Genomic DNA, 19428 nt, shown 5'->3' on the forward strand with positions numbered 1-19428 from the left:
GGTAGCGTCAGTCCAGCAGTTGCGACACCACCTTGCTGCCGGCCTTGGTGGCCGCCGGGCCGAGTGCCTGTCCGGCGGCGCGGCGCAGTGCCGGGCTGCTCGCTACCAGCAGGCCGGCGATGCCGCCCGCCACCAGCACGGCCCGTGGATGGGCCCGGGCCCATTCGAGCACCTCCTCGGTCCTGTATGCCGGCAGGCTGTCGCCAGCCGTGGATGGGGCTTCCTCGGCGGTTGGCGGTGCTGGCGGCGTCACCTGCCGGTGCAGCCAGGCACTCAGACCCGCCGCGACCAGAAGCAGGCCGATGCCGGTAGTCAGGGCTGCCAGCGGCTGTCCCCATTGCGGGGCCAGCCAGGCATAGCAGCCCCAGGCGCAGGCGAGCAGACCCGCCAGCCCCAGCAGCAGGGGTAGCCAGACCGCGGCGTTCAGTCCGAACACCCCGGCCAGCTTCGCCTTTATATTCACCGGTCCAGTAGCTTGCCGAGCAGGAAGCCGACGCCGAACGCCGCCGCCACGCTGGTCAGCGGCCGTGCTGCCACTTCGGCTTCCAGGCCGCGGGTGGCCTCGCGCGCCCGGTCCTGAAACTGTGCCGCCGATGCTCGCGCGGCGTCCGCGCCGGCACCGAGTTCATCGCGCAGGTTGTTCTTGAGCGATTCGGTGAGCTGGGAGAAATCCTGGCGCAGGGTCTGGAGATCGTCCTTGAGTGCCTGGACTTCGTCGCTGTTCTGAGCCGCCATGCAGGTCTCCTTGTCGTCGGGTTTGCGGGGTGAGGCCGGCGCGGTTGCCGGCGCTACTTGTCGAAGGTGTCGCGCAGCTTGTCCTTGCCCTCGCCGTACTTGTTCTGCACCTTGCCCTCGGTGCGGGTGGCCTTGCCTTCGGCCTCGGTCTGCTCGTCGCCCGTGAGCTTGCCCACGGTTTCCTTGATCGAGCCCTTGACCTTCTTGGCGGTGCCTTTGAGGCGGTCCTTGTCCGGCATGCGTATGCTCCTTTGTCGTCAATGCCGCCAGCGGCGGCGAAATACGCCCACCCGCCCGGCGGATCAGGCGCGAATCAGGCGGTGGTAGATCGACACCGCCAGCAGGGCGCCGACCACGGCCACCCCGATGCTGTAAACGCCGAAACCGGGTACACCCTCGCCTTCGGCCGCGTTGAGTGCGAGCACGCTGGCGCCGGACGCGATGACGCCGGCAATGGCGCCGATCACGCCGAGCGCGATATCCAGCAACGGCCCGCGGCCGCCCGCCAGAATGCTCGCGATGAAGCCGGCCAGAAGGCCGACCCCCATACCCATCAGAGTGGACATGCCTGTCCCCCGAGTGTTCCCGTGCATGAAGATGACCGGCTGCCGTGCACGGCAACGCGATCGCCACTTGCGTCATGCAGGGTGGGCACCGATCGGTGACAGGGGAAGAGCCATTCGAACCAGAACGGCTGGTATGAAAATACTAGGCGGGATCGGGTCGCAGGCCCCGTTCCCGGGCCCAGATCACGGCGCCGGCGCGGCTGTGCACGTCGAGCTTGGCGTACAGGTTGGCAACATGGTTGCGCACGGTGTTGGGGGAGATGGCCAGCCGAGCGGCGATGTCGCGATTGCCGTAGCCGTCGGCCAGCAGCGCCAGAATCTCGCGCTCGCGTTCGGTCAGGCTGTCCGCACCCCGGACGTCCCCGCTGCCCTCGGTGGCCTGGCGCACGTCAGCCAGTTTCTCGATCAGGCTGCGGCTGAACCAGGAGGTGTCGGCCATCACCGCCTCGATGGCCGCCGCCAGTTCCTCCTGCGAGCGCTTGCGGTCGGTGATGTCCTGAAATGCGCCCAGCACGCAGGGCCGGTCGTCGATGCGCACGGTATCGGCCCACAGCAGGCCGTCGATACGGGTGCCGTCGCGGCACTGTAGCTGGATTTCCTGTTCGGCGGCCGCCACCAGCTGTTCCCCCCGCAGTGGGGCCGGCCGGCCACCCCGATCCGGACGGCGGGCGATACCGGCCAGCCCCCGGTCGCCGAAATCGGCGGCCTCGTAGCCGGTGGTCCGGGTGAAGGCGGCATTGACGTTCATTACCGCCAGCCGGTCGCGGGTGGCGATGAACATCGGCACCGGGGCCAGGGTGAATGCGCGGGAAAAGCGCTGCTCGCTCTGGCGCAGCTCGTTCTCGGCCTGCTTGCGCGGGGCAAGGTCCATGAAGGTGAACAGCATGCAGGATTGGTCACCCACTTCCATCGGCTGGCCGGCCACCACCACCGGCTGCCGGTCGCCGTCCGGCCGGGGCAGGCAGGCTTCCATCTGCGGGATGGTGCGGCCGGCGCCGAGCCGTGCCACCGCCAGGTCCCGGTCGGTGGCGTCGGCGAGCACGTCGATTTCGTAGACGGTGCGCTCGAGCAGTTCGGTTTCGGTATAACCGGTCAGGTCGGTGAAGCCGGCATTAACCTTGATGTAGAGCAGGTCGGACAGACGGCAGATCAGCGCCGGGGCGGGGTTGGCGGCGAAGGTGCGTTCGAAGCGTTGTTCGGCGCTGACGAAATCGGTGATGTCCTCGATGATCAGCACCAGACAGTCCGGGTCATCGTCGGCGTCGGTGAGAATCAGGCCGCGCACGCAGTGGGTGCGGGCCTGATCGGGGTCGTGCCGCGGGGTGACCTCCACCACGACGTTGTCGAAGCGCTCGCCGGTCACCATCCGGTCCAGCGGATAGCGATGCGGCGCCACCTCGCGATTATTGCGGTAGCGCAGCGTGAAGCGCCGTCGGTAACCCTCGCAGCACCCGCCCAGCGCTTCGCGTTCGCGAATGCCGTGCAGCGCCAGCGCCGCGTCGTTGGCCCAGGCGATGCGGCCGTCGGGCTCCAGCAGGATCACGCCGTCGCGCAGGCTGGCGATGATCTGCTGGAGTTGACGGCGGTCGGTCTGCCGGCGCAGGGCCTGGTCGATCATGGTGGGTCGGGTCAGCCGGGTCGGGCCGCCAATACTACGACAGCGCCGCCTCCGGTCGCTTCACTCCGGCAGCGCCGTCACCCAGTCGCTGCGCGCCAGGGCCCCCTGCAGGCCGATCCAGGCTTCCAGGTGATCGTAACGGGCGATCACCCGGCGGGCCTGCTGGCGCGCCAGTTCGGCCTCGGCCTCCACCACATCGTCGGCGGTGGCGCGGCCGGCGCGGAAGCGGGCATCCCGCAGCTCGAGGCGGCTGCGCGCACTCGACAGCCCGGTTTCGGCGAGGTCGGCCAGCGCCAGGGCGCTGTCGATGGCGGCCAGCTGTTCCTCGATCTGCACGCGGATTTCCTGCATGAACGCCCGCCGGTCCGCGAACAGCGCCTGGCGCTGGGCCTCGGCCTGATCACGGCGGGCGGCGATGGCGCCGCCGGCGAACGGGGTCCAGGTCAGTTCCGCGCCGATGCGGCCCTCGTCGTCGGGGAAGAAGGCGTTGCCGCTGCGCCAGGTCTGGCTGGCAACGGCGTCCAGTTCGGGCAGCCAGCGGCTGGCGGCGGCACGCGTGCGCAGCCGGGCGGCGTCGAGGTCGTGCTCGATCGCGTCCAGGTCGCGCCGGGCCTCGATGGCGTCGGCAAGCAGGGCGTCCGCGTCCGCGTGGACCGCCGGGGGGGTGTAATCCAGCGGGGCGGGCCCGACCCGGCCGTCGCGCCCCATGGCGCGGGCCAGCCGGGCCGTGGCCACCCGGTAGCCGGTTTCCAGCTGCACCTGCGTGCGTCGGGCCTCCTGCAGGGCCAGTTCAATATCCAGGCGGTCGCTTTCCAGCGCCCGCCCGGCCTCGACCTGGGCGCTGACCCGTTCCACCCGTGAGGCGAGGCTGTCGCGCAGCCGCGCGTTGGCGTCCAGCCGGGCCCGCAATCGGAGAGCCTCCAGATAGCTGCCCGCCGCGCGCAGGGCATTGGCCAGTTTCAGGCTCTCGGTGCGGGCCAGACTGGCGCGGGCGGTCTGCGCCGCCGCCGGCGCGCCGTAGAGCTGGTCGGCCAGGCGCAGCAGCGGCTGGCGGATCTCGATGATCGCTTCGCTCTGTTCGCGGGCCGTGGTTTCAAAGCGCTGTTGTCCCATCGGGCCGGGCACGGTAATGGCACCGGTGGCGTCCGATCGCGACGCCCGGGCCCGCACGCTCAGCCTGGGCGCGAGCGCGTCGCGATAGGCCGCGCTGGCACCGGCCTGCGCGGCCCGGGTCCGGGCCGCCAGGGCATCGACTTCCAGCTCGTTCGCGCCGGCCAGGGCGGCGGTGTTGAAGTCCACTGTCTCGAGCTCGTCGGCCTGGGCCGGCGGCGGCGCGAATCCGGTCAGGGCCAGCCCGCCGGCCAGCAGTATGGCACCACTGGTGCCGGTTGCCCGCGCGGGCATGGAGCGGTGGCCGAGAAGCAGCAGGCACAGCGCCGGCATCACCAGCAGCGTGAGCAGGGTGGAGGCGATCAGCCCGGTAATGATGGTCCAGGCCATGGGCGGCCACAGGGTGGTGTCGGACAGGGCCAGCGGCAGCAGCCCGGCGATGGTGGTGGCGGTGGTGAGCAGGATCGGCCGGGTGCGGCGGTGCACGGCGTCCCGGACCGCGGTGGTAATGTCCTCGCCCTCGGCCAGACGCTGGTCGATCACGTCGATCAGCACGATGGCGTTGTTCACCACGATGCCCACCAGCGCGATGATGCCCTGCAGCGGCTGGAAGCCGAAAGGGATGCCCAGCAGCAGCAGGCCCGGGATCACGCCGGCCACCGCGAAGGGAATGGTCAGCAGCACCAGCCCCATGCGGCGGAACGAGTTGAACTGCAGCAGCAGGAAGAACAGCAGCAGCCCCACGCCCAGGGGCGCGGCCTGCAGCAGCGCCGAGTTGGCGTCGCGGGAAGCCTCGGCCTCGCCGCCGAACTCCACGCGGGTGCCGGCGGGCAGGTCCAGCGTGTCGATGGCATCGCGCACCGGCGACAGCACCTCGCTGAAGACGAAGCCCTCGGCCAGCTCGCTGTAGACGCGCGCCACGCGGTGCTGGTTGTAGTGGCGGATCGCCCCCGGCTGCATGGTGAGCCGGGCGCTGGCCACCTGGGCCAGGGGCACGGCGTTGCCGTCGGGGGTGTAGACGTTGATGGTCTCCAGTTCCGGCAGCGGGAACAGCTGCCCCTGCGGGCTGCGCAGCTGGATCGGCACCGGATCCTCGCCGGCCCGGTACTGACCGACGTTGACGCCTAGGCTGCGGCCCTGCAGGGCCTGGGCGATATCCACCCGGGAAATGCCCAGCCGACGGGCCACCTGGTCATGCACCTCGAACACGATGCCCGGTGCGCCGGTGCCCAGGTCCTGACGCACGTCGCGGGCGCCGGATACGGCCAGCACGGCCGCAAACACCTGTTCGGTGGCGGCCGCGAGTTGATCGGCGTCGGGATTGAATACCCGGATTTCGATCGGCGAGGCCACCGGCGGGCCCTGGCGCAGGATGCTGGGCACCACGTCCACGCCGGGCAAGCTATCGCGACCGTATGCTCGAGCCCAGTCGATCACCGCCTGGTTGGCGGTCAGACCGTCGGTTTCGGCCACCAGCCTGGCCCGCTGCGGGGCGTTGGGGTTGCGTTGCAGGTTGTAGTAGAACGTGGGTCCGGCGAAGCCGATGAAACTGTGCACCACGTGGACATCCTCGCGCTGGCGCAGGTCGCGCTCCATGCGGGCGGCCACTTCCTGGGTGCGGGTCAGATGGGTACCTTCCGGCAGGGTCAGGTCGATCAGCACCTGATTGCGGTCGGCATTGGGGAAGAACTGCTGATCCAGCATGCCGCCGCTGACGAAGGCTGCTGCCACCACCAGCGCGCCACCGGCCGCCATCCACCAGGGGCGGGCGGTGGAGATCCGGCTGAGTTGTTCGGCCAGCCGCATGAGGGGGGCGCTGGTTTCCTTGTCGGCCGACTGGCGGCGCAGGAAACGGCGGGCGGTGACCGGCGTCAGGGTGATCGCGAACACGTAGCTGACCACCAGCGAGAGCATGATCAGGATGGGCATGGCCCGGATGAAATCCCCGGTGTTGCCCTCCGACAGGGCCATGGGCACGAACGCCGCCAGTGTGGTGCCGGTGGCGGCGAACAGCGGCCCGCCCAGTTCCCGCACCGATTGCGCGGCCGCGCTGGCGCGGCTGGCGCCGCGGTTCAGGTGGTGCTGGATGTTCTCGGTCATCACGATGGCGTTGTCCACCAGAATGCCGAGCGCGATCACCATCCCGATAATGGCGATCTGATGGAGCACCCCGCCGCCCATGGCATAGATGCCCAGCGCGCACAGCGTGACCAGCGGCAGCAGGGTGGCCACCAGCAGACCCACCCGCAGCCCCATGCCCAGGAACAGCACACCGACGATGATCAGCACCGCCAGCAGCAGGCTGCCCACCAGGTTGTCCAGTCGCGATTCGGTGTAGGTGGGCTGGTAGAACATTTCCCGGATCTGCAGCGGCTCGAAGGCCGGCCGCAGTTCGTCGACCTCTGCCCGCAGCGCCTGTCCGAACTTCACCACATGGGTGCGGTTGCGTTCCGCCTTGATGTCCAGGCCCACGGCACGCTGGCCGTCGAAACGCAGTCGGGCGTTGGGCGGGTCCTGTTCCCCGCGCACCACGTCGGCGATGGTGCCCAGCGGCACCACGTCACCGCCGGCCAGGGTTATCGGGGTATCGCGGATTTCTGTCAGCGAGGCGTAATCGGTTTGTGGCCGCAGGGTCAGCGATCGTCCGGACAGGCGCAGGGAGCCGCCGGGAATGATCGCGTTCGATGATTGCAGCTGGGCCAGCAGCTGGTTCGGCGTGAGCCCGCTACGCAGCAGGGCGGCGTCGCTCAGCGCAATTGTGATCTGCTCTTCCGGATCGCCGATGATGCGGATGGACGACACGCTGGGCATGTCCAGCAGCTGCGACTTCAACCGCTCGGCGGCATCGGCCAGTGCCAGCGGGTCGTCGCTGCCGGTGACGGCCAGCACCGCGGTCGAGGCGGTGACGATGCGATCTTCCAGGGCCGGTTCGGCGACGCCATCGGGAAAGTCGCGGCGCGCGCTGTCCAGCGCCACCCGTACCCGGTCCCAGGCGCTGTCGGTGTCGTACACCCAGGCCTGCAGTTCGATGCGCACGATGGCCACGCCCTGGCGGGCGGTGGATTCGGTGTGATCGATCTCCTCGACCCCGGCCAGCTCCTCCTCGATGGGTTCGAGCACCAGCCGCTCGATACGGCCCGGGTCGGCGCCGGGGAACGCCACCGTGATCAGGCCGGCGCGATAGGGGAAGGCCGGGTCCTCCTGGCGGTCCATGGTTAGGTAGGCGGCCAGACCCGCCAGCGCGAGCACCGCCACCAGGGTGAAGATCAGCCGCTCGTTGGCCAGCAGCCGTTGCAGCCGGTCAGACATGATGCCGACCCCGGCTGGGCGTCATGATCGCGTCCCCGATCATGGCCGTACTGCCACGGCGCGGCCGTCGACCAGACCGTCCAGCCCCAGCGTCACCACGGTGTCGCCGGGCGCCAGGTCGGCGTCCACTACCACCCGTTCGCCGACGACGACCCCGAGGGTGACCGTCACCGAGCGGGCCCGATTGTCATCCACCCGGAACACCCGCGGCTGGCTGCGTCCGCCGGTGCTGGCGATGGCGGATACTGGTACCGTCAGGCGCTCCGGCTGGTCGGAGCGCAGGCGCCATGTCACGGTGGTGCCGGCCCGCAGCTCGGGCGCGTCGTCCAGCGTGAGAACAGCCGGGAACAGATGCCCGGCGCCATTCGCGGCGGTCGCCAGTTCGGTGACGCGGCCGGTGATCTCGCCGCCCATGATGGGCATCACCAGATCGGCGTGGTCGCCGACGGCCACTTCGCCGAGCAGGTTTTCCGGCAGGCCGATTTCCACTTCCAGCCCGCCGCTGCCGCCGGACAGCGCCATCACCGGCTGTCCCGGCGAGACGAACTCACCCGGCTGGGCCAGGATTTCCGCCACGGTGCCGGCCACCGGCGCTTCCAGCCGGGTTTCCGCCAGCAGGCGGCGGGCGCGGCTGGCATCGGCCCTGGCCTGCGCCAGCGACGCCTGCAGGCCGTCCAGCCGTGACTGCGCCGACTCGAGTTCCTGCTGGGTGGCGGCGGCATCGGCCTTGAGCTGCTCCACCCGTTTGAGGTCCCGCTCGGCCTGCGCGGTCTGGGTTTCCAGCTGCCGGACGCGGGCGGCAGCGGCGTCGGCCGCCGGCGCCAGCTCCGGCTGGGCCAGACGGGCAATCAGCTGGCCACGCTCCACCGATTCACCGATGTCCACCATGCGTTCCACCAGCCGGCCGCCGACCTGGAACGCCAGCCGCGCCCGGTCCGCGGACCGAACCACGCCCGACAGCGCGAACTGCCGGTCGGTGTCGATCACCCGCACCTGCCCGGTTTCCACCGGATGCGGCTGGTCCGCCGGCGGCGGCGTGCCCGGCGCCGAGACGGCATCGCAGGCCGCCAGGGGCAGGATCAGAAGCAAGCTGAACAAACGGACCATGGCCGATCCCTTGGATGTAATCAGCGTTCACATTAAGGTGCCATGTTGACGCTGTCAACACTCCCGTTTAGAGTTGTCCCATGACCGCAGCCGCTACCGATTCCCGGCCCTATCACCACGGCGACCTGCAAAATGCCTGCGTGCGTGCCGCGCTGGAACTGCTGGAAGCCGAGGGGCTCGAGGCGGTCACCCTGCGCGGGGTGGCCGAGCGGGCCGGGGTGTCCCGCAGCGCTCCCTACCGGCATTTCAGCGACAAGCGGGCGCTGCTGGCCGCGGCGGCCGAACAGGGTTTCAAACTACTGGCGAAGACGATTCAACGCGCCAACCAGGCGGCGGGCACGGACCCGGCGAATCGGCTGCTAGCCGGATGCCGCGCCTATGCGCGTTTCGGCGCCACCCATCCCTGTCTCTACCGGCTGATGTTCGCCGGTGACTTCTGCGAAGGCCCGCTGTTCGATGCCGAGAAATCGCCCGAGCAGTCCGAGTTCCCGAGTCTGGCGGCCGCAGGCGATGCCGCTTATGACGTGCTCATCGGCGAACTCACTGATGCCCAGGCCGCCGGCGCGGTGCGCCCGCGCGACCCCAAGTCCCAGGCGCTGGTGGTGTGGGCGGCCATTCACGGGCTGATGAGCCTGTATCTGGACAACCGCACCGGGTATGCCGGCCACGAAACCGCCGAGCTGGAGACCGTAGTGGAGGGTGTACTGCAGACGGTCCTGGAGGGACTGCGGGCGGGATAGTCGCCGGCCGGCGCGTCATCCCGTGCGGCAATCCTCCAACCGGTCGATGCGCCACAGCGCCGGGAAAGCCGCCCGCCAGATGCCCACGATCGCCAGCGTGCCGATGCCGCCGACCACCACCGCCGGTACCGCGCCCAGCCAGGCCGCTACCGCCCCCGACTCGAATTCGCCCAGCTCGTTGGAGCCGCTGATGAACAACGAGCTGACCGCGCTAACCCGGCCGCGCATGGCGTCGGGAGTGGCGATCTGGATCAGCGTGGCGCGGACGAACACGCTGATCATGTCCGCGGCGCCCGCCATGGCCAGGGCCGCAAACGAAAGCCAGAAATGGGTAGACAGGCCGAACACGATCATCGCCACCCCGAATAGCGCCACGCCGCCGAACATGGCCGGCCCCGCGCGGCGGGCCAGCGGCCGGCGGCCCAGCCAGATGCCGGTGACGAACGCCCCCAGTGCGATTGCGCTGCGCAGCATGCCGAGCCCCACCGGCCCGACGTGCAGTATTTCGCTGGCATACACCGGCAGCAGGGCGGTGGCCCCGCCCAACAGCACCGCGAACAGGTCCATCGACAGCGCGCCGAGAATCATCGGCCGCGATCGCACGTATGCCACGCCGGCGAGAAAACGCTGCAGGGCACTGCCGCCATGTTCCGAGCCCTGCTGGGCCCGGGCCAGCGGCAGGCCGGCAACGGCGGCACCGGCCACCGCGAATAGCGCCGCGGCCAGCAGATAACCGGCGGCCGGGCCCAGCAGATAGACCAGCCCACCCAGGGCCGGTCCCACCACGATGGCCATCTGAAAGAACGATGAATGCCAGGCGACGGCCCGGCTGAGCAGCCGTTCGCCCACCACTAGGGGCACCAGAGACGGCAGCGCCGGGGCGGCCAGCGCCCGGGCGGTTCCGAGCAGCAGCAGGACAGCGTAGAACGGCAGCAAGCTGACTGCGGCATTCAGCGTCAGCAGCAGGAATAGCGCGCCGGCCACTGCCTGGATGGTCCAGCTCACCGCCAGCAGCCGGCGGCGGTCGACCCGGTCGGCCAGATCCCCGGCCGGCAGGATGAACATCAGCATCGGCAGGAACTGGGCCAGCCCGACCCAGCCCAGCGTCATGGGATCGCCGGTCAGGTCGTAGAGCTGCCAGCCCACCACCACCGACTGGGCCTGGGTGGCCAGCGTGGCCGATACGCGGGCGAACAGCAGCCGCCGGAAGGCCGGCAGGCTGAGCACGTTGTCGGCTGTGGCCTCCACGCCCCGGTCAGCCGGGGTATTCCACGGCCAAAATCTCGAACTCGGCCAGTCCGCCGGGAAGCGTGACCGCAACCGTATCACCTGCTGATCGGCCCAGCAGCGCCCGGGCCACCGGTGAATTCAGGCTGATGGCACCGGTGGCGGCATCGGTCTCGTCCGCGCCGACAATCCGGTAGACATGCTCGCGTTCGGCGTCGTCGATCAGCGTGACGCGGGCGCCGAAGAAAATCCGCCCGGGGTCATCGGGCCTGGCGTCGGCCACCACCAGCTCGTCCAGTCGCCGGCCCAGATAGCGAAGCCGCCGGTCGATTTCCCGCAATTCCTTCTTGCGGTAGATGTACTCGGCGTTCTCCGAGCGATCCCCCTCGGCGGCGGCATCGGCCAGGGCTCGGACCACCGCCGGCCGGCGCGTGCGCCAGAGGTGATCGGCTTCATCCCGGAGCATCTGCCAGCCGGTGCGGGTGATGTAGTCGCGCGTCATCTACGAACCCACAAGGGAAGCTTGTCATCGGTTTCCCCTCTCCGCCGGGGAGGGGCGGCGTCTGAACGATGCCAGCGCGTGATCAGACCACTCTCCCCCGCGAGCGGGCGGGCGAGATCACGCCGTTCGCGGCTCAGTCCATGGCCCCGGGCGGCGGGGTATTGTCATCCGGCACGAAGAAGTCGGGCGCCAGTTCGCGAGCGTCCGGATCGACCTTGTACTGGCGGAAGTCGGTTACGCCGGCGTCGAACAGAACCTGGTCATCGATGCAGAAGTTGCCGCTGAACTCGCGGCTGGGCCGGATCAGGATTTCATGGGCGGCGTCGGCCATGATCTCGGGCGTGCGCGAGGCATTCACCATGTCCTCGCCACCCAGCAGATTGCGTACGGCGGCGGTGGCGATGGCAGTGCGTGGCCACAGCGCATTGAAGGCGATGCCGGCCTGGCGGAATTCCTCGGCCATGCCCAGCACCCACACACTCATGCTGTACTTGGCCAGACTGTAGGCGGCATGCTGCGCGAACCACTTGGCCGAGAAATCCAGCGGCGGGGACAGGTTCAGTACATGGGGATTGGCCGCCTGTTTCAGATGCGGGATGCAGGTTTGACTGACCAGAAAGCTACCGCGGGCGTTGATCTGGTGCATGAGATCGAAACGCTTCATCGGTGTGTCCAGGGTGCCGGTCAGGTTGATGGCGCTGGCATTGTTCACGCAGATGTCGATGCCGCCGAAGCGTTCGACCGTGCTGGTCACTGCGGCGTTGACCTGATCCTCGTCGCGGATGTCGCAGACCAGCGGCAGGGCCTTGCCGCCGGCGGCCTCGAACTCCTCGGCGGCGGTATGGATGGTGCCCGGGAGCTTGGGATGCGGCTCTGAGGTCTTGGCCGCGATCGCCACATTGGCGCCGTCACGGGCCGCGCGCAGGCCGATGGCCAGCCCGATGCCACGCGATGCGCCGGTGATGAAGAGTGTCTTGCCGTTCAAGTCGGCCATGATGGTATTCCGTTGGTCCAGGTTCGGTTGGAGGTTAGCGGCAATCGTGATTATTCGCAGCACCTGCCGGTTGCGCTAGCCTTGTGGAATGGTGCGCGAAAGCGGGACAGGGTCATGGATGATTTTCCGGTGCAGCCGGTGGAGACGCCGCGCGGACGTTTCGCCTGCCGCGTGACCGGCAGCGGGCCGCCGCTGGTGATGCTGCATGGCTGGCCGGAGTCGTCCCGGTGCTGGTGGCCGGTGGCAAGCCGGCTGGCCGGCCGGTACCGGGTGATCGCCCCGGATCTGCGCGGGCTGGGTGACGCCGAACGCAGCATGGACCTCGAGGCCTATACCAAGCAGGCGCTGGGCGCTGATCTGCTGGCGCTGCTCGATGTGCTGGAAGTTCCACAGGCCACCCTGATCGGCCACGACTGGGGCGGCGCGATAGCCCAGGAGGCGGCGCTGGCCGAGCCTGGTCGGTTTGACGGTCTGGTCCTGCTTAACATCCACGTGCTGTCCAACGCCCGCGGCAACGCCTCCGCCCAGGCGGCCCTGCGGAACAACCCGGCGGCGCTGTGGTACCAGTTCTTTCAGAACGCGCGGGACGATCGCGGACAAGGGCTGGCTGAAGCGATGATCCCCGGCAACGAGCGGGCCTGGCTGGGGCATTTCCTGCGCACCTGGTCGCGGCGCGACTTTCCCGCCGATGCGCTGGACGAATATGTGCGCTGCTACCGTCAGCCACACACCGCCACCACCGGCGCCAACTACTACCGCACTTACAAGACCGACCGCGCCCGCTGGGCCGAACTGGCAGGCCGGCGGTTCGCCATGCCCGGGCTGTATATCCACGGCCGGCACGACCCGGTGATTGTCCCCGAGTTCACGCAGCATCTGGACGATGCGTTCGACGACATCCGCCTGGAAAGCCTGGACGCCGCTCACTTCGTCCAGGAGGAGTGCCCGGATCAGGTTGCCGAGCTGATTGGCACGTTTGCCGGGCTGGTCAACGGGCCCTAACCGCCGGCCATCTTCATCACCCGGCCGGCGAGGGCGCTGGTTACGCTGCGGGGGGTGACGCGGGTGCTGCCGACCAGCAGGCGGTTGGACCAGCCCGGGATCACCACACTGCGCCGGCCCAGGCCCTTGAGTGCGGCCGCCACCACGTCGTCGGCATCCATGATCATCTTGCGGGCGGCCGCGGGCCACTTGTCCTCGTCCACCTCGGCCACATCGAAGAATTCGGTGCGGGTGGGGCCGGGGCACAGGCTGAGCACGTCCACGCCCTTGTCCTTGAGTTCCACGTGCAGCCCCTCGCCCAGGAACAGGTCCCACGCCTTGGTGGCGGCGTAGTGGGCGAAATAGGGGTTGGGAATCAGACCGGCCACCGAGGCAAGCATGATGACGCCGCCGCGACCTCGCTGGGTCATGGCGTTGCCCAGAGCATGGGTGAGAATAAGCGGCGCCCGGCAGTTGACGTCGAGCATGCGCAGGTCATCCTCGAGCCGGCCCTTGAGGAATGCGCCGGTGTTGCCGAAGCCGGCATTGTTGACCAGCAGGCCGATCTCGCGGTCGCCGACGGCCTGTTCCAGATCCGGCATGAAGTCCGGCCGGGACAGGTCCAGTGGCACGCTCAGGGTGTCGATGCCGGATTCGCGTTGCAGGCGTTCACCCAGTTCGTTGAGCCGGTCGGCCCGCCGGGCCACCAGTACCAGGTTGAGCCCGCTTGCCGCGAGTTGCCGGGCGAATTCGGCGCCGAGGCCGGCCGAAGCGCCGGTTATCAATGCCCAGGGGCCGTACTGATCGGCGAATCGTTGCTTTGACATAACATTTGACTCCGCTAGGTATCGGGGTGTGGGCAGGGTCGGCTGAAGGCGGGTACCGGGCGGAGGACGCTTGTATCCCGCCAGTACCCGCCGTAGCCTTGAAGCCACATGGCTGGATATCGGAGTTTGGCATCATGCAACACTTCGGCGTACTGGCTGGGCGCTTGCTGATGGCGCACCTGTTCCTGCTGGCGGGTCTTGACAAGGTCCAGGGTTACGCGGGCACGACGGATTACATGCAGAGTCATGGTGTCCCGATCTGGTTGCTCCCCGCGGTCATCGCACTGGAACTGGCTGCCGGCCTGGCAATCACTGTCGGCTGGCAGACGCGAATCGCCGCCGGCGCGCTGGCCGGGTTCTGCGTGATCGCGGCTATCCTGTTTCATCGCGATTTCGCCACTGAGCCCAATATGGTGATGTTCATGAAGGATTTCGCGATGGCCGGTGGACTGCTGGTGCTGGCAGCCCATGGTGGCGGGCGCTGGAGTGTTGATCACTGGATTGCACGCCTGTAGCCGGTCGGCGTCGCGCGCGTCAGTTCAGCACCAGCAGACCGGCGTTGAGCCAGGCCGCATAACTCACCCAGATCAGGTAAGGGACGAGCAGCCCGGCCGCCAGAGGTCGGGCATGAGCAAACGCGCGCAGGGTCGCGGCCAGCGCCAACCACAGCGCGGCGATCACCAGCAGGCCCAGGTCGAGCCGGTGGGCGCCGAACACCACCGGCGACCATACCGCGTTCAACGTCAGTTGAATGCCGAACAGCCACAAGGCTGGCCCGACGCCCTGCACGCGCCAAACCAGCCAGGCGGCGACCGCCATGGCTATGTAAAGCAGCGTCCAGACGATCGGAAACGCGAGGTTGGGTGGCGTGCCGACCGGCTTGACCAGCCCGGCGTACCAGTCCCCCGGCTGGAAAGCGCTGCCAGTGCCGGCAGCGGCTGCCACGAGGGCCGCGCAGATCAGCGCGGCCAAGATACTACGCATGAAAGACCCCGCGGCGGGTGGGCACCCACCAGGTGAAGCCGAACACCAAGGTGTTGATCACCGTCAGGCCCCAGGGAATTCTCCGCTCGGCCACGGCCAGAAAGGCCAGAGGAATTTCCAGGATATGGATCACGATGATGACTGCCCACACCTGGGCCACCGGGCTGGCGAATCCCTGGGTGACGTACAGGCCGAGGCCAGCCGCATGCAGCAGCAGGATGACCAGACTGCAGGCCAGCCAGAATCCGCGGTTGTCGATCACGCACGCACCCGTCGGATAAAGCCGGCGAGTGCCTCGCCGATCGCGGCCGGGGAATCCTCTTGGATGAAGTGCAGCCCGTCGACGGTGATTTCCTCCTGGTTCGGCCAGCTGCGACAGAACTCGCGCGGGCGGCCGGTGAGAATGATGCCGGGGTCGGCGTTGATGAATAGCTTGGGCAGATCCTCACTGGATGCCAGCCACTTGCCGTAGTTCTCGATGATGGCGGTGACGTCGGCGGGCTCGCCGTCGATGGGAATCTGGCGCGGCCAGGTCAGGGTCGGCCGGCGGGCCTCGCCGGCGTCGGCGAACGGGCGGCGATATTCGTCCATTTCCGCCGCCGTGAGTTCACGCTGGATCGAGGCCGGCAGAATGCGCTCGACGAACACGTTCTTGTCCAGCACCATCTCCTCGCCCGCCGGCGAACGCATCGCCTTGAAAATTCCTTGCATCGAGTCGGGCAAGTCGGGCCACGACAATGGCTGGACGATGGCTTCCATGTAGCAGATGCCGGCCACCCTGCCGCGGTGGCGGTTGGCCCAGTCGAAGCCCAGGCCAGATCCCCAGTCGTGCAGCACCAGAATCACGTTGTCGCCGAGGTCCAGGGCATCGAGCAGTGCATCCAGATATCGCCGGTGTTCGACAAAGCGATAGCTGTCGGCGCCAGGGTCCGGGAGCTTGTCGGAATCACCCATGCCGATCAGGTCGGGAACAATGCAGCGGCCCAGGCTGGTGGCGTGCGGGAGAATGTTGCGCCACAGATAGCTCGACGTGGGGTTGCCGTGCAGGAATACCACCGGATCGCCGGTGCCCGCCTCGATGCAGGCCATGCGGCGGCCCAGCACCTCGAAGGTTTGCTTGGCTGGACGGGAAGAAGCGTCGGTCATGTCGGAAAGTCTCCTCAGTGGGCCACCAGGGACAGCAGCAGCTTGGGCAGGGAATCCGCCGTCCCCAGATAGGGATTGAGCACGATGTCCACCTCGGGATGGTTGGCACGCACCTCGGCGATCTCCGCGGGAATGTCCTCGGTGACATGGCGGCCGGCGGCCAGGAAGTAGGGCAGTACGATGATGCGCTCGGCTCCGCCCTGGATCAGCCGGACGAGCCCTTCGGGGATCAGCGGTGCGGCCAGTTCCAGAAACGCGCAGTCCACTTGATGGAAACGGCCGTCGGCCGCTGTGCTCAGCCGGGTGGTCAAGGCCCGGACCTCGTCGTTGGAGGCCTCGCGGCGGCTGCCGTGCGCGACCAGAAGCAGGCTCGTGTTCATGGCCGCGAGGATAGCAAACCCCACCGCGCCGGGCCGCCGGGTTGCTACAATTGAAACCCAGTCATCCGGATAACGGATACCTCAGTCATGCAGATGCCCAATCAGGAACCGGTTACTTTCTTGCGGGATTGCGAGGCCGTGGTGATTCCGGCCGGCGACACCGTGGAAGTTCCGGCCGGCACCCACGGCACTATTACCCAGGCGCTGGGCGGCAGTTTCACCGTCTACATCGCCGGCAACCTGCTGCGCATTGCCGGCAGTGAGGCCGATGCCATCGGCAAGGAAACCCCTGAGCCGATCGCTTTGCCCGAAGGGGCCGACAACGACGATGTCGAAGCCCTGGCCTGGGAACAGATGCGCACCGTCTACGATCCGGAAATCCCCATCAACGTGGTGGACCTGGGCCTGATCTACGGCTGCGAGTTCAACCACGACGACCCCGAACACCGTACCGCCCGCGTGGCCATGACCCTGACCGCCCCCGGCTGCGGCATGGGCGACATCCTGCTCGACGACGTCAAGTCGCGGGTGCGCCTGATACCGACCGTGGACCGGGTGGACGTGGATCTGGTGTTCGACCCGCCGTGGACGATGGAGATGATGTCCGACGCGGCCAAGCTGCAGGTCGGCATGCTCTAGCGGGGCGCCGTTCGGGATTGAGCCGGTCAAGAGCGGGCGACGGCAGTGCCGTCGCCCGAACGCGGAGGGAATCGGTCAACCGAAGCGAATCCGATTCAACAACTGTCCCAGTGACCGGCGCATCGAGCGACGGGGATGCGGGCCACCGCCCCGCGGGCACCATCAGCACCCGCGAGTAACACCGACATTAAACGCTGGGCGCCCGCTTGTACATGGGTAAACTTCCCGACCGGTTCCACCGATGTCTGCCGGGGGCCGAATGGGCTAGAGTCGGCCCCGGGGGCAAACGGGGACTTCGCGGGATGCGACCGATCTATCTCATCGTCAACGGGTTGCTGATCTTTCTGGGCTATCTGGCCTTCATCTTCACCGATTTCGACAGCCCGGACCCGTTCTACTCGGCGGTCCTGCCGCTGGTGGATATGGTCTACTGCATCTATCTGCTGTTGCTGATGTTCGTGGAAATCTACAATCGCACCTGGCGCTGACGCTGGCGCCCGCGACCACGGCAAGAGGAAATCCATGACCGAGTCTCAGCCGATTCACGCGCCGCCGCCCTGGCAACTGCGCGGGCAGGGCTACATCATCCTGATTCGCTGCTCGCGCGACTTCGGTGAACATTGTGCGGCGGACGTGCCGGGCCTGGCCGGGCGAGCCCTGGGCGGTATCGGCACCGTGATGGTGGTCGACTATAGTGAATCCGCGGTGGGCCCTTATCGCGAGTTGCTGTTGGTGCCCGGCCGCTTCGAGGTCGAGGGTCGCAAGCGCTTCGCGGTCACCGACATTCTGGTGTCATCTCAGCCCAGCGTGGACAACGGCCGACGCAACTGGGGGTTGCCCAAGGCGCTGGCTTCGTTTCAGCACCACACGGTGGAAAGCGGCAACGAACACGTTCGCGTGTCGCGCGATGATCGCCCCTTCGCCGAACTGCGTTTCGCCCGCCGGTCCCTGTCCTGGCCGGTCACCACCGCGTTGGCGCCGGGGGGGTGGCACACGCTGGTGCAACCCTGGGAAGGCCGTCGCTACACCACCCGCATCAGCGCGCGTGGGCGGGTGCGGCCGGCGCGGCTCACCAAGTGTCGGATCGACGACGCGGTGTTTCCCGATTTCAGCAGCCAGCGGGTGCTTTCCTGTCTGCAGGTGACCAGCTTTTCCATGGTGTTTCCGCCGGCCATCGTCGAGGACGCGGCCTGACGACCGCACCTCACCCCAGCAATCGTTCCACCCGCCGACGCTCGGCGGTCAGCCAGCCGGGAATGCGGTCGACGGTGGCGGGATTTTCCCGCACCGCCGCGAAGCCCGCGTGCAATAGCTCGTAGAACTCGCCGAAGCCGGCCATGCGCGCGGGCGTGCGCGCCATGCGGAAGGCCATCCAGGACAGGCGGCGGGTGGCCACGCCCGACAACTCATCGACGACGATGCCCACGAGGTCAATCTGCCGATGCCGGTCGACAATCCGGCCGACGCGCCGGGAAGCCCGGGCGAAGCCAATAATTCCTGGCTCGCCGGGCGTGGTTGCCTCGGTCGCCACCGCCTGGTCCAGGGTCTCGGTAAGCGCAAGGAATTCCAGCGCGGCGGCTGCGGCGGTGGTGTCGCCCAGCAGGCGGCCGAGCCGGGCCGCGGTGGCTTCGGGGTCGGCGGTCAGGGCGGACAGGTCCGGGCCCGTCAGCAGCCGGTCGGTACAGAACGTGAGGATCGGATCGGGGCCGTAGTTGTCCTGGATGCGTCGGCGCTGAAAGTCGCGGACGCCGGCCAGCGCCGGTGGTTCCGGTTCTCGGGCCAGCGCGGCCAGTGTGTTGAGGCTGACGGCAAGTTCGGATTGTGCGGGCGGCGTCATCGCGGTCTCGCAAAGCCCTGAGCAGGTGACAAGTGCGGGCGGCGGGCTGGCCCCGCATGCCTGCGGCGCCGATTACCCGCGCCGGACCACCAGCACCAGGCCGATGACGCTGCTGATGGCGCCGCCGATAAGCATCATCAGTGCGCGATCCGTCGGCGAGCCAGTGAAGAACTCCGACACCTCCGACTGCAGCGACTGGTACTCGTTGTAACCGAAAAACAGCAGTAGGACCCCCGTGACCAGTAGTGCCGCGCCGATGGCTTTTTGCATTGTCATGCTTCCCTGTTGGGTGATTGTCAGCCTGCCTGTCAAGCTACCAGATTCCACCGCCCAGTCTCATGGGTACTTGAAAAATGCTGCGTTGCCGCAATCGTCGCAAGTGTACGAGGGCGATCCGGGTTCGTTTCATCGACTGAAGGAAAACCCTTAATGAAAACCCCCTTGCACACCTCGCTGGCGCTGGTCGCGCTGTCAATCGGCGCATTGGGACTTGCAGCCTGTGAACAGGACACCCGTGAGGATATGAGCGAAGAGGCCTCGGAAGCCGCTGAAGAAGTCGGCGAGATGTTCGAGGACGATAATGCGGTGGAGGAGTCCGCGGAATCGATGGGCAACGCCGCCGAGGAGACCGGCGACGAGATGGAAGAGGCTGTTGAGGACAACTAGGCCAGCCCGCTAGCAGGCGCCTCCCTGTGCGTGGGTCCTCGCCGCGGGCTTGGTCGGGCT

At 68.1% G+C, this 19428-nt stretch carries 24 protein-coding genes; 7 read left to right on the forward strand and 17 right to left on the reverse strand.

What is annotated here, in order from left to right:
* Nucleotides 1–7: 7 nt before the first annotated feature.
* From RM532_RS06950 to RM532_RS06980, 7 genes are all read right to left on the reverse strand, one after another.
* The gene (locus RM532_RS06950; RefSeq protein WP_311652494.1) at nucleotides 8–463 is read right to left on the reverse strand and encodes a hypothetical protein; all 456 of its coding nucleotides are present in this window, start codon (nucleotides 461–463) and stop codon (nucleotides 8–10) included.
* Nucleotides 460–735, reverse strand: a complete 276-nt coding sequence (locus RM532_RS06955) for a hypothetical protein (RefSeq protein ID WP_311652495.1) — start codon at nucleotides 733–735, stop codon at nucleotides 460–462. The genes RM532_RS06950 and RM532_RS06955 overlap by 4 nt, the downstream gene beginning before the upstream one ends.
* A gap of 53 nt (nucleotides 736–788) precedes the next feature.
* A complete protein-coding gene (locus tag RM532_RS06960) occupies nucleotides 789–974 on the reverse strand; it encodes a CsbD family protein (RefSeq protein WP_311652496.1) in 186 nt (61 codons plus the stop codon).
* A 63-nt stretch (nucleotides 975–1037) separates the two neighbouring features.
* Nucleotides 1038–1301 carry a hypothetical protein gene (locus RM532_RS06965; RefSeq protein WP_311652498.1) on the reverse strand — a complete coding sequence of 88 codons (264 nt, stop codon included), beginning with the start codon at nucleotides 1299–1301 and terminating at the stop codon, nucleotides 1038–1040.
* Between the two features lie 142 nt (nucleotides 1302–1443).
* On the reverse strand, nucleotides 1444–2919 hold the full coding sequence (locus RM532_RS06970; protein WP_311652499.1) for a PAS domain S-box protein: 1476 nt from the start codon (nucleotides 2917–2919) through the stop codon (nucleotides 1444–1446).
* 60 nt (nucleotides 2920–2979) lie between these two features.
* The gene (locus RM532_RS06975; RefSeq protein ID WP_311652500.1) at nucleotides 2980–7338 is read right to left on the reverse strand and encodes an efflux RND transporter permease subunit; all 4359 of its coding nucleotides are present in this window, start codon (nucleotides 7336–7338) and stop codon (nucleotides 2980–2982) included.
* A gap of 39 nt (nucleotides 7339–7377) precedes the next feature.
* Nucleotides 7378–8445: an efflux RND transporter periplasmic adaptor subunit gene (locus RM532_RS06980; RefSeq protein ID WP_311652501.1), complete on the reverse strand. Its 1068-nt coding sequence runs from the start codon at nucleotides 8443–8445 to the stop codon at nucleotides 7378–7380.
* A gap of 80 nt (nucleotides 8446–8525) precedes the next feature.
* Between RM532_RS06980 and RM532_RS06985 the strand changes: the two genes are divergently transcribed.
* Nucleotides 8526–9185 (forward strand): TetR/AcrR family transcriptional regulator, encoded by a 660-nt coding sequence (locus tag RM532_RS06985; protein ID WP_311652502.1) that lies wholly within the window; start codon nucleotides 8526–8528, stop codon nucleotides 9183–9185.
* Nucleotides 9186–9200: 15 nt separating this feature from the next.
* On the opposite strand, the gene RM532_RS06990 is transcribed toward RM532_RS06985, so the two are convergent.
* The 3 genes from RM532_RS06990 to RM532_RS07000 form a co-directional block, all read right to left on the reverse strand.
* On the reverse strand, nucleotides 9201–10433 hold the full coding sequence (locus tag RM532_RS06990) for an MFS transporter (protein ID WP_311652503.1): 1233 nt from the start codon (nucleotides 10431–10433) through the stop codon (nucleotides 9201–9203).
* Nucleotides 10434–10440: 7 nt separating this feature from the next.
* Complete coding sequence (gene greB / locus RM532_RS06995; RefSeq protein ID WP_311652504.1) at nucleotides 10441–10914, reverse strand: transcription elongation factor GreB; 474 nt, start codon at nucleotides 10912–10914, stop codon at nucleotides 10441–10443.
* A 133-nt stretch (nucleotides 10915–11047) separates the two neighbouring features.
* Nucleotides 11048–11908, reverse strand: a complete 861-nt coding sequence (locus tag RM532_RS07000) for an SDR family oxidoreductase (RefSeq protein WP_311652505.1) — start codon at nucleotides 11906–11908, stop codon at nucleotides 11048–11050.
* 114 nt (nucleotides 11909–12022) lie between these two features.
* Between RM532_RS07000 and RM532_RS07005 the strand changes: the two genes are divergently transcribed.
* Nucleotides 12023–12910, forward strand: coding sequence for an alpha/beta fold hydrolase (locus tag RM532_RS07005; RefSeq protein WP_311652506.1), 888 nt, complete (start codon nucleotides 12023–12025; stop codon nucleotides 12908–12910).
* Here RM532_RS07005 and RM532_RS07010 read toward each other — a convergent pair.
* Nucleotides 12907–13716, reverse strand: coding sequence for an SDR family NAD(P)-dependent oxidoreductase (locus RM532_RS07010; RefSeq protein ID WP_311652507.1), 810 nt, complete (start codon nucleotides 13714–13716; stop codon nucleotides 12907–12909). The genes RM532_RS07005 and RM532_RS07010 overlap by 4 nt on opposite strands.
* Nucleotides 13717–13850: 134 nt before the next feature.
* Between RM532_RS07010 and RM532_RS07015 the strand changes: the two genes are divergently transcribed.
* Nucleotides 13851–14231, forward strand: a complete 381-nt coding sequence (locus tag RM532_RS07015; RefSeq protein ID WP_311652508.1) for a DoxX family protein — start codon at nucleotides 13851–13853, stop codon at nucleotides 14229–14231.
* Between the two features lie 19 nt (nucleotides 14232–14250).
* Here RM532_RS07015 and RM532_RS07020 read toward each other — a convergent pair whose 3' ends face one another.
* Genes RM532_RS07020 through RM532_RS07035 form a run of 4 tightly spaced genes read right to left on the reverse strand, consistent with a single transcriptional unit; the run spans nucleotide 14251 to nucleotide 16226 of the window.
* Nucleotides 14251–14700 (reverse strand): TspO/MBR family protein, encoded by a 450-nt coding sequence (locus tag RM532_RS07020; protein ID WP_311652509.1) that lies wholly within the window; start codon nucleotides 14698–14700, stop codon nucleotides 14251–14253.
* Nucleotides 14693–14962 carry a hypothetical protein gene (locus RM532_RS07025; protein WP_311652510.1) on the reverse strand — a complete coding sequence of 90 codons (270 nt, stop codon included), beginning with the start codon at nucleotides 14960–14962 and terminating at the stop codon, nucleotides 14693–14695. Before RM532_RS07025 ends, RM532_RS07020 begins: the two co-directional genes overlap by 8 nt.
* Nucleotides 14959–15846, reverse strand: coding sequence for a haloalkane dehalogenase (locus tag RM532_RS07030; protein WP_311652511.1), 888 nt, complete (start codon nucleotides 15844–15846; stop codon nucleotides 14959–14961). The genes RM532_RS07025 and RM532_RS07030 overlap by 4 nt, the downstream gene beginning before the upstream one ends.
* A gap of 14 nt (nucleotides 15847–15860) precedes the next feature.
* Nucleotides 15861–16226 (reverse strand): sirohydrochlorin chelatase, encoded by a 366-nt coding sequence (locus RM532_RS07035; RefSeq protein ID WP_311652513.1) that lies wholly within the window; start codon nucleotides 16224–16226, stop codon nucleotides 15861–15863.
* Nucleotides 16227–16313: 87 nt separating this feature from the next.
* Between RM532_RS07035 and sufT the strand changes: the two genes are divergently transcribed.
* The 3 genes from sufT (at nucleotide 16314) to RM532_RS07050 (ending at nucleotide 18059) form a co-directional block, all read left to right on the forward strand.
* Nucleotides 16314–16865, forward strand: coding sequence for a putative Fe-S cluster assembly protein SufT (gene sufT / locus RM532_RS07040; protein WP_311652514.1), 552 nt, complete (start codon nucleotides 16314–16316; stop codon nucleotides 16863–16865).
* A gap of 302 nt (nucleotides 16866–17167) precedes the next feature.
* Entirely contained in the window at nucleotides 17168–17353 is a 186-nt protein-coding gene (locus tag RM532_RS07045) for a hypothetical protein (protein WP_311652515.1), read from the forward strand.
* A 34-nt stretch (nucleotides 17354–17387) separates the two neighbouring features.
* Nucleotides 17388–18059, forward strand: coding sequence for an acetoacetate decarboxylase family protein (locus tag RM532_RS07050; protein ID WP_311652516.1), 672 nt, complete (start codon nucleotides 17388–17390; stop codon nucleotides 18057–18059).
* 10 nt (nucleotides 18060–18069) lie between these two features.
* Here RM532_RS07050 and RM532_RS07055 read toward each other — a convergent pair whose 3' ends face one another.
* Nucleotides 18070–18702 carry an FFLEELY motif protein gene (locus tag RM532_RS07055; protein WP_311652517.1) on the reverse strand — a complete coding sequence of 211 codons (633 nt, stop codon included), beginning with the start codon at nucleotides 18700–18702 and terminating at the stop codon, nucleotides 18070–18072.
* 72 nt (nucleotides 18703–18774) lie between these two features.
* The gene (locus RM532_RS07060; RefSeq protein WP_311652518.1) at nucleotides 18775–18978 is read right to left on the reverse strand and encodes a DUF3185 family protein; all 204 of its coding nucleotides are present in this window, start codon (nucleotides 18976–18978) and stop codon (nucleotides 18775–18777) included.
* A gap of 153 nt (nucleotides 18979–19131) precedes the next feature.
* Between RM532_RS07060 and RM532_RS07065 the strand changes: the two genes are divergently transcribed.
* The gene (locus RM532_RS07065) at nucleotides 19132–19368 is read left to right on the forward strand and encodes a hypothetical protein (RefSeq protein WP_311652519.1); all 237 of its coding nucleotides are present in this window, start codon (nucleotides 19132–19134) and stop codon (nucleotides 19366–19368) included.
* The last annotated feature ends 60 nt before the right edge of the window (nucleotides 19369–19428 follow it).

Origin of the sequence: Spectribacter hydrogenoxidans (assembly GCF_031846275.1) — a bacterium.
GTDB classification, from domain to species: Bacteria; Pseudomonadota; Gammaproteobacteria; order Nevskiales; family Salinisphaeraceae; genus Spectribacter; species Spectribacter hydrogenoxidans.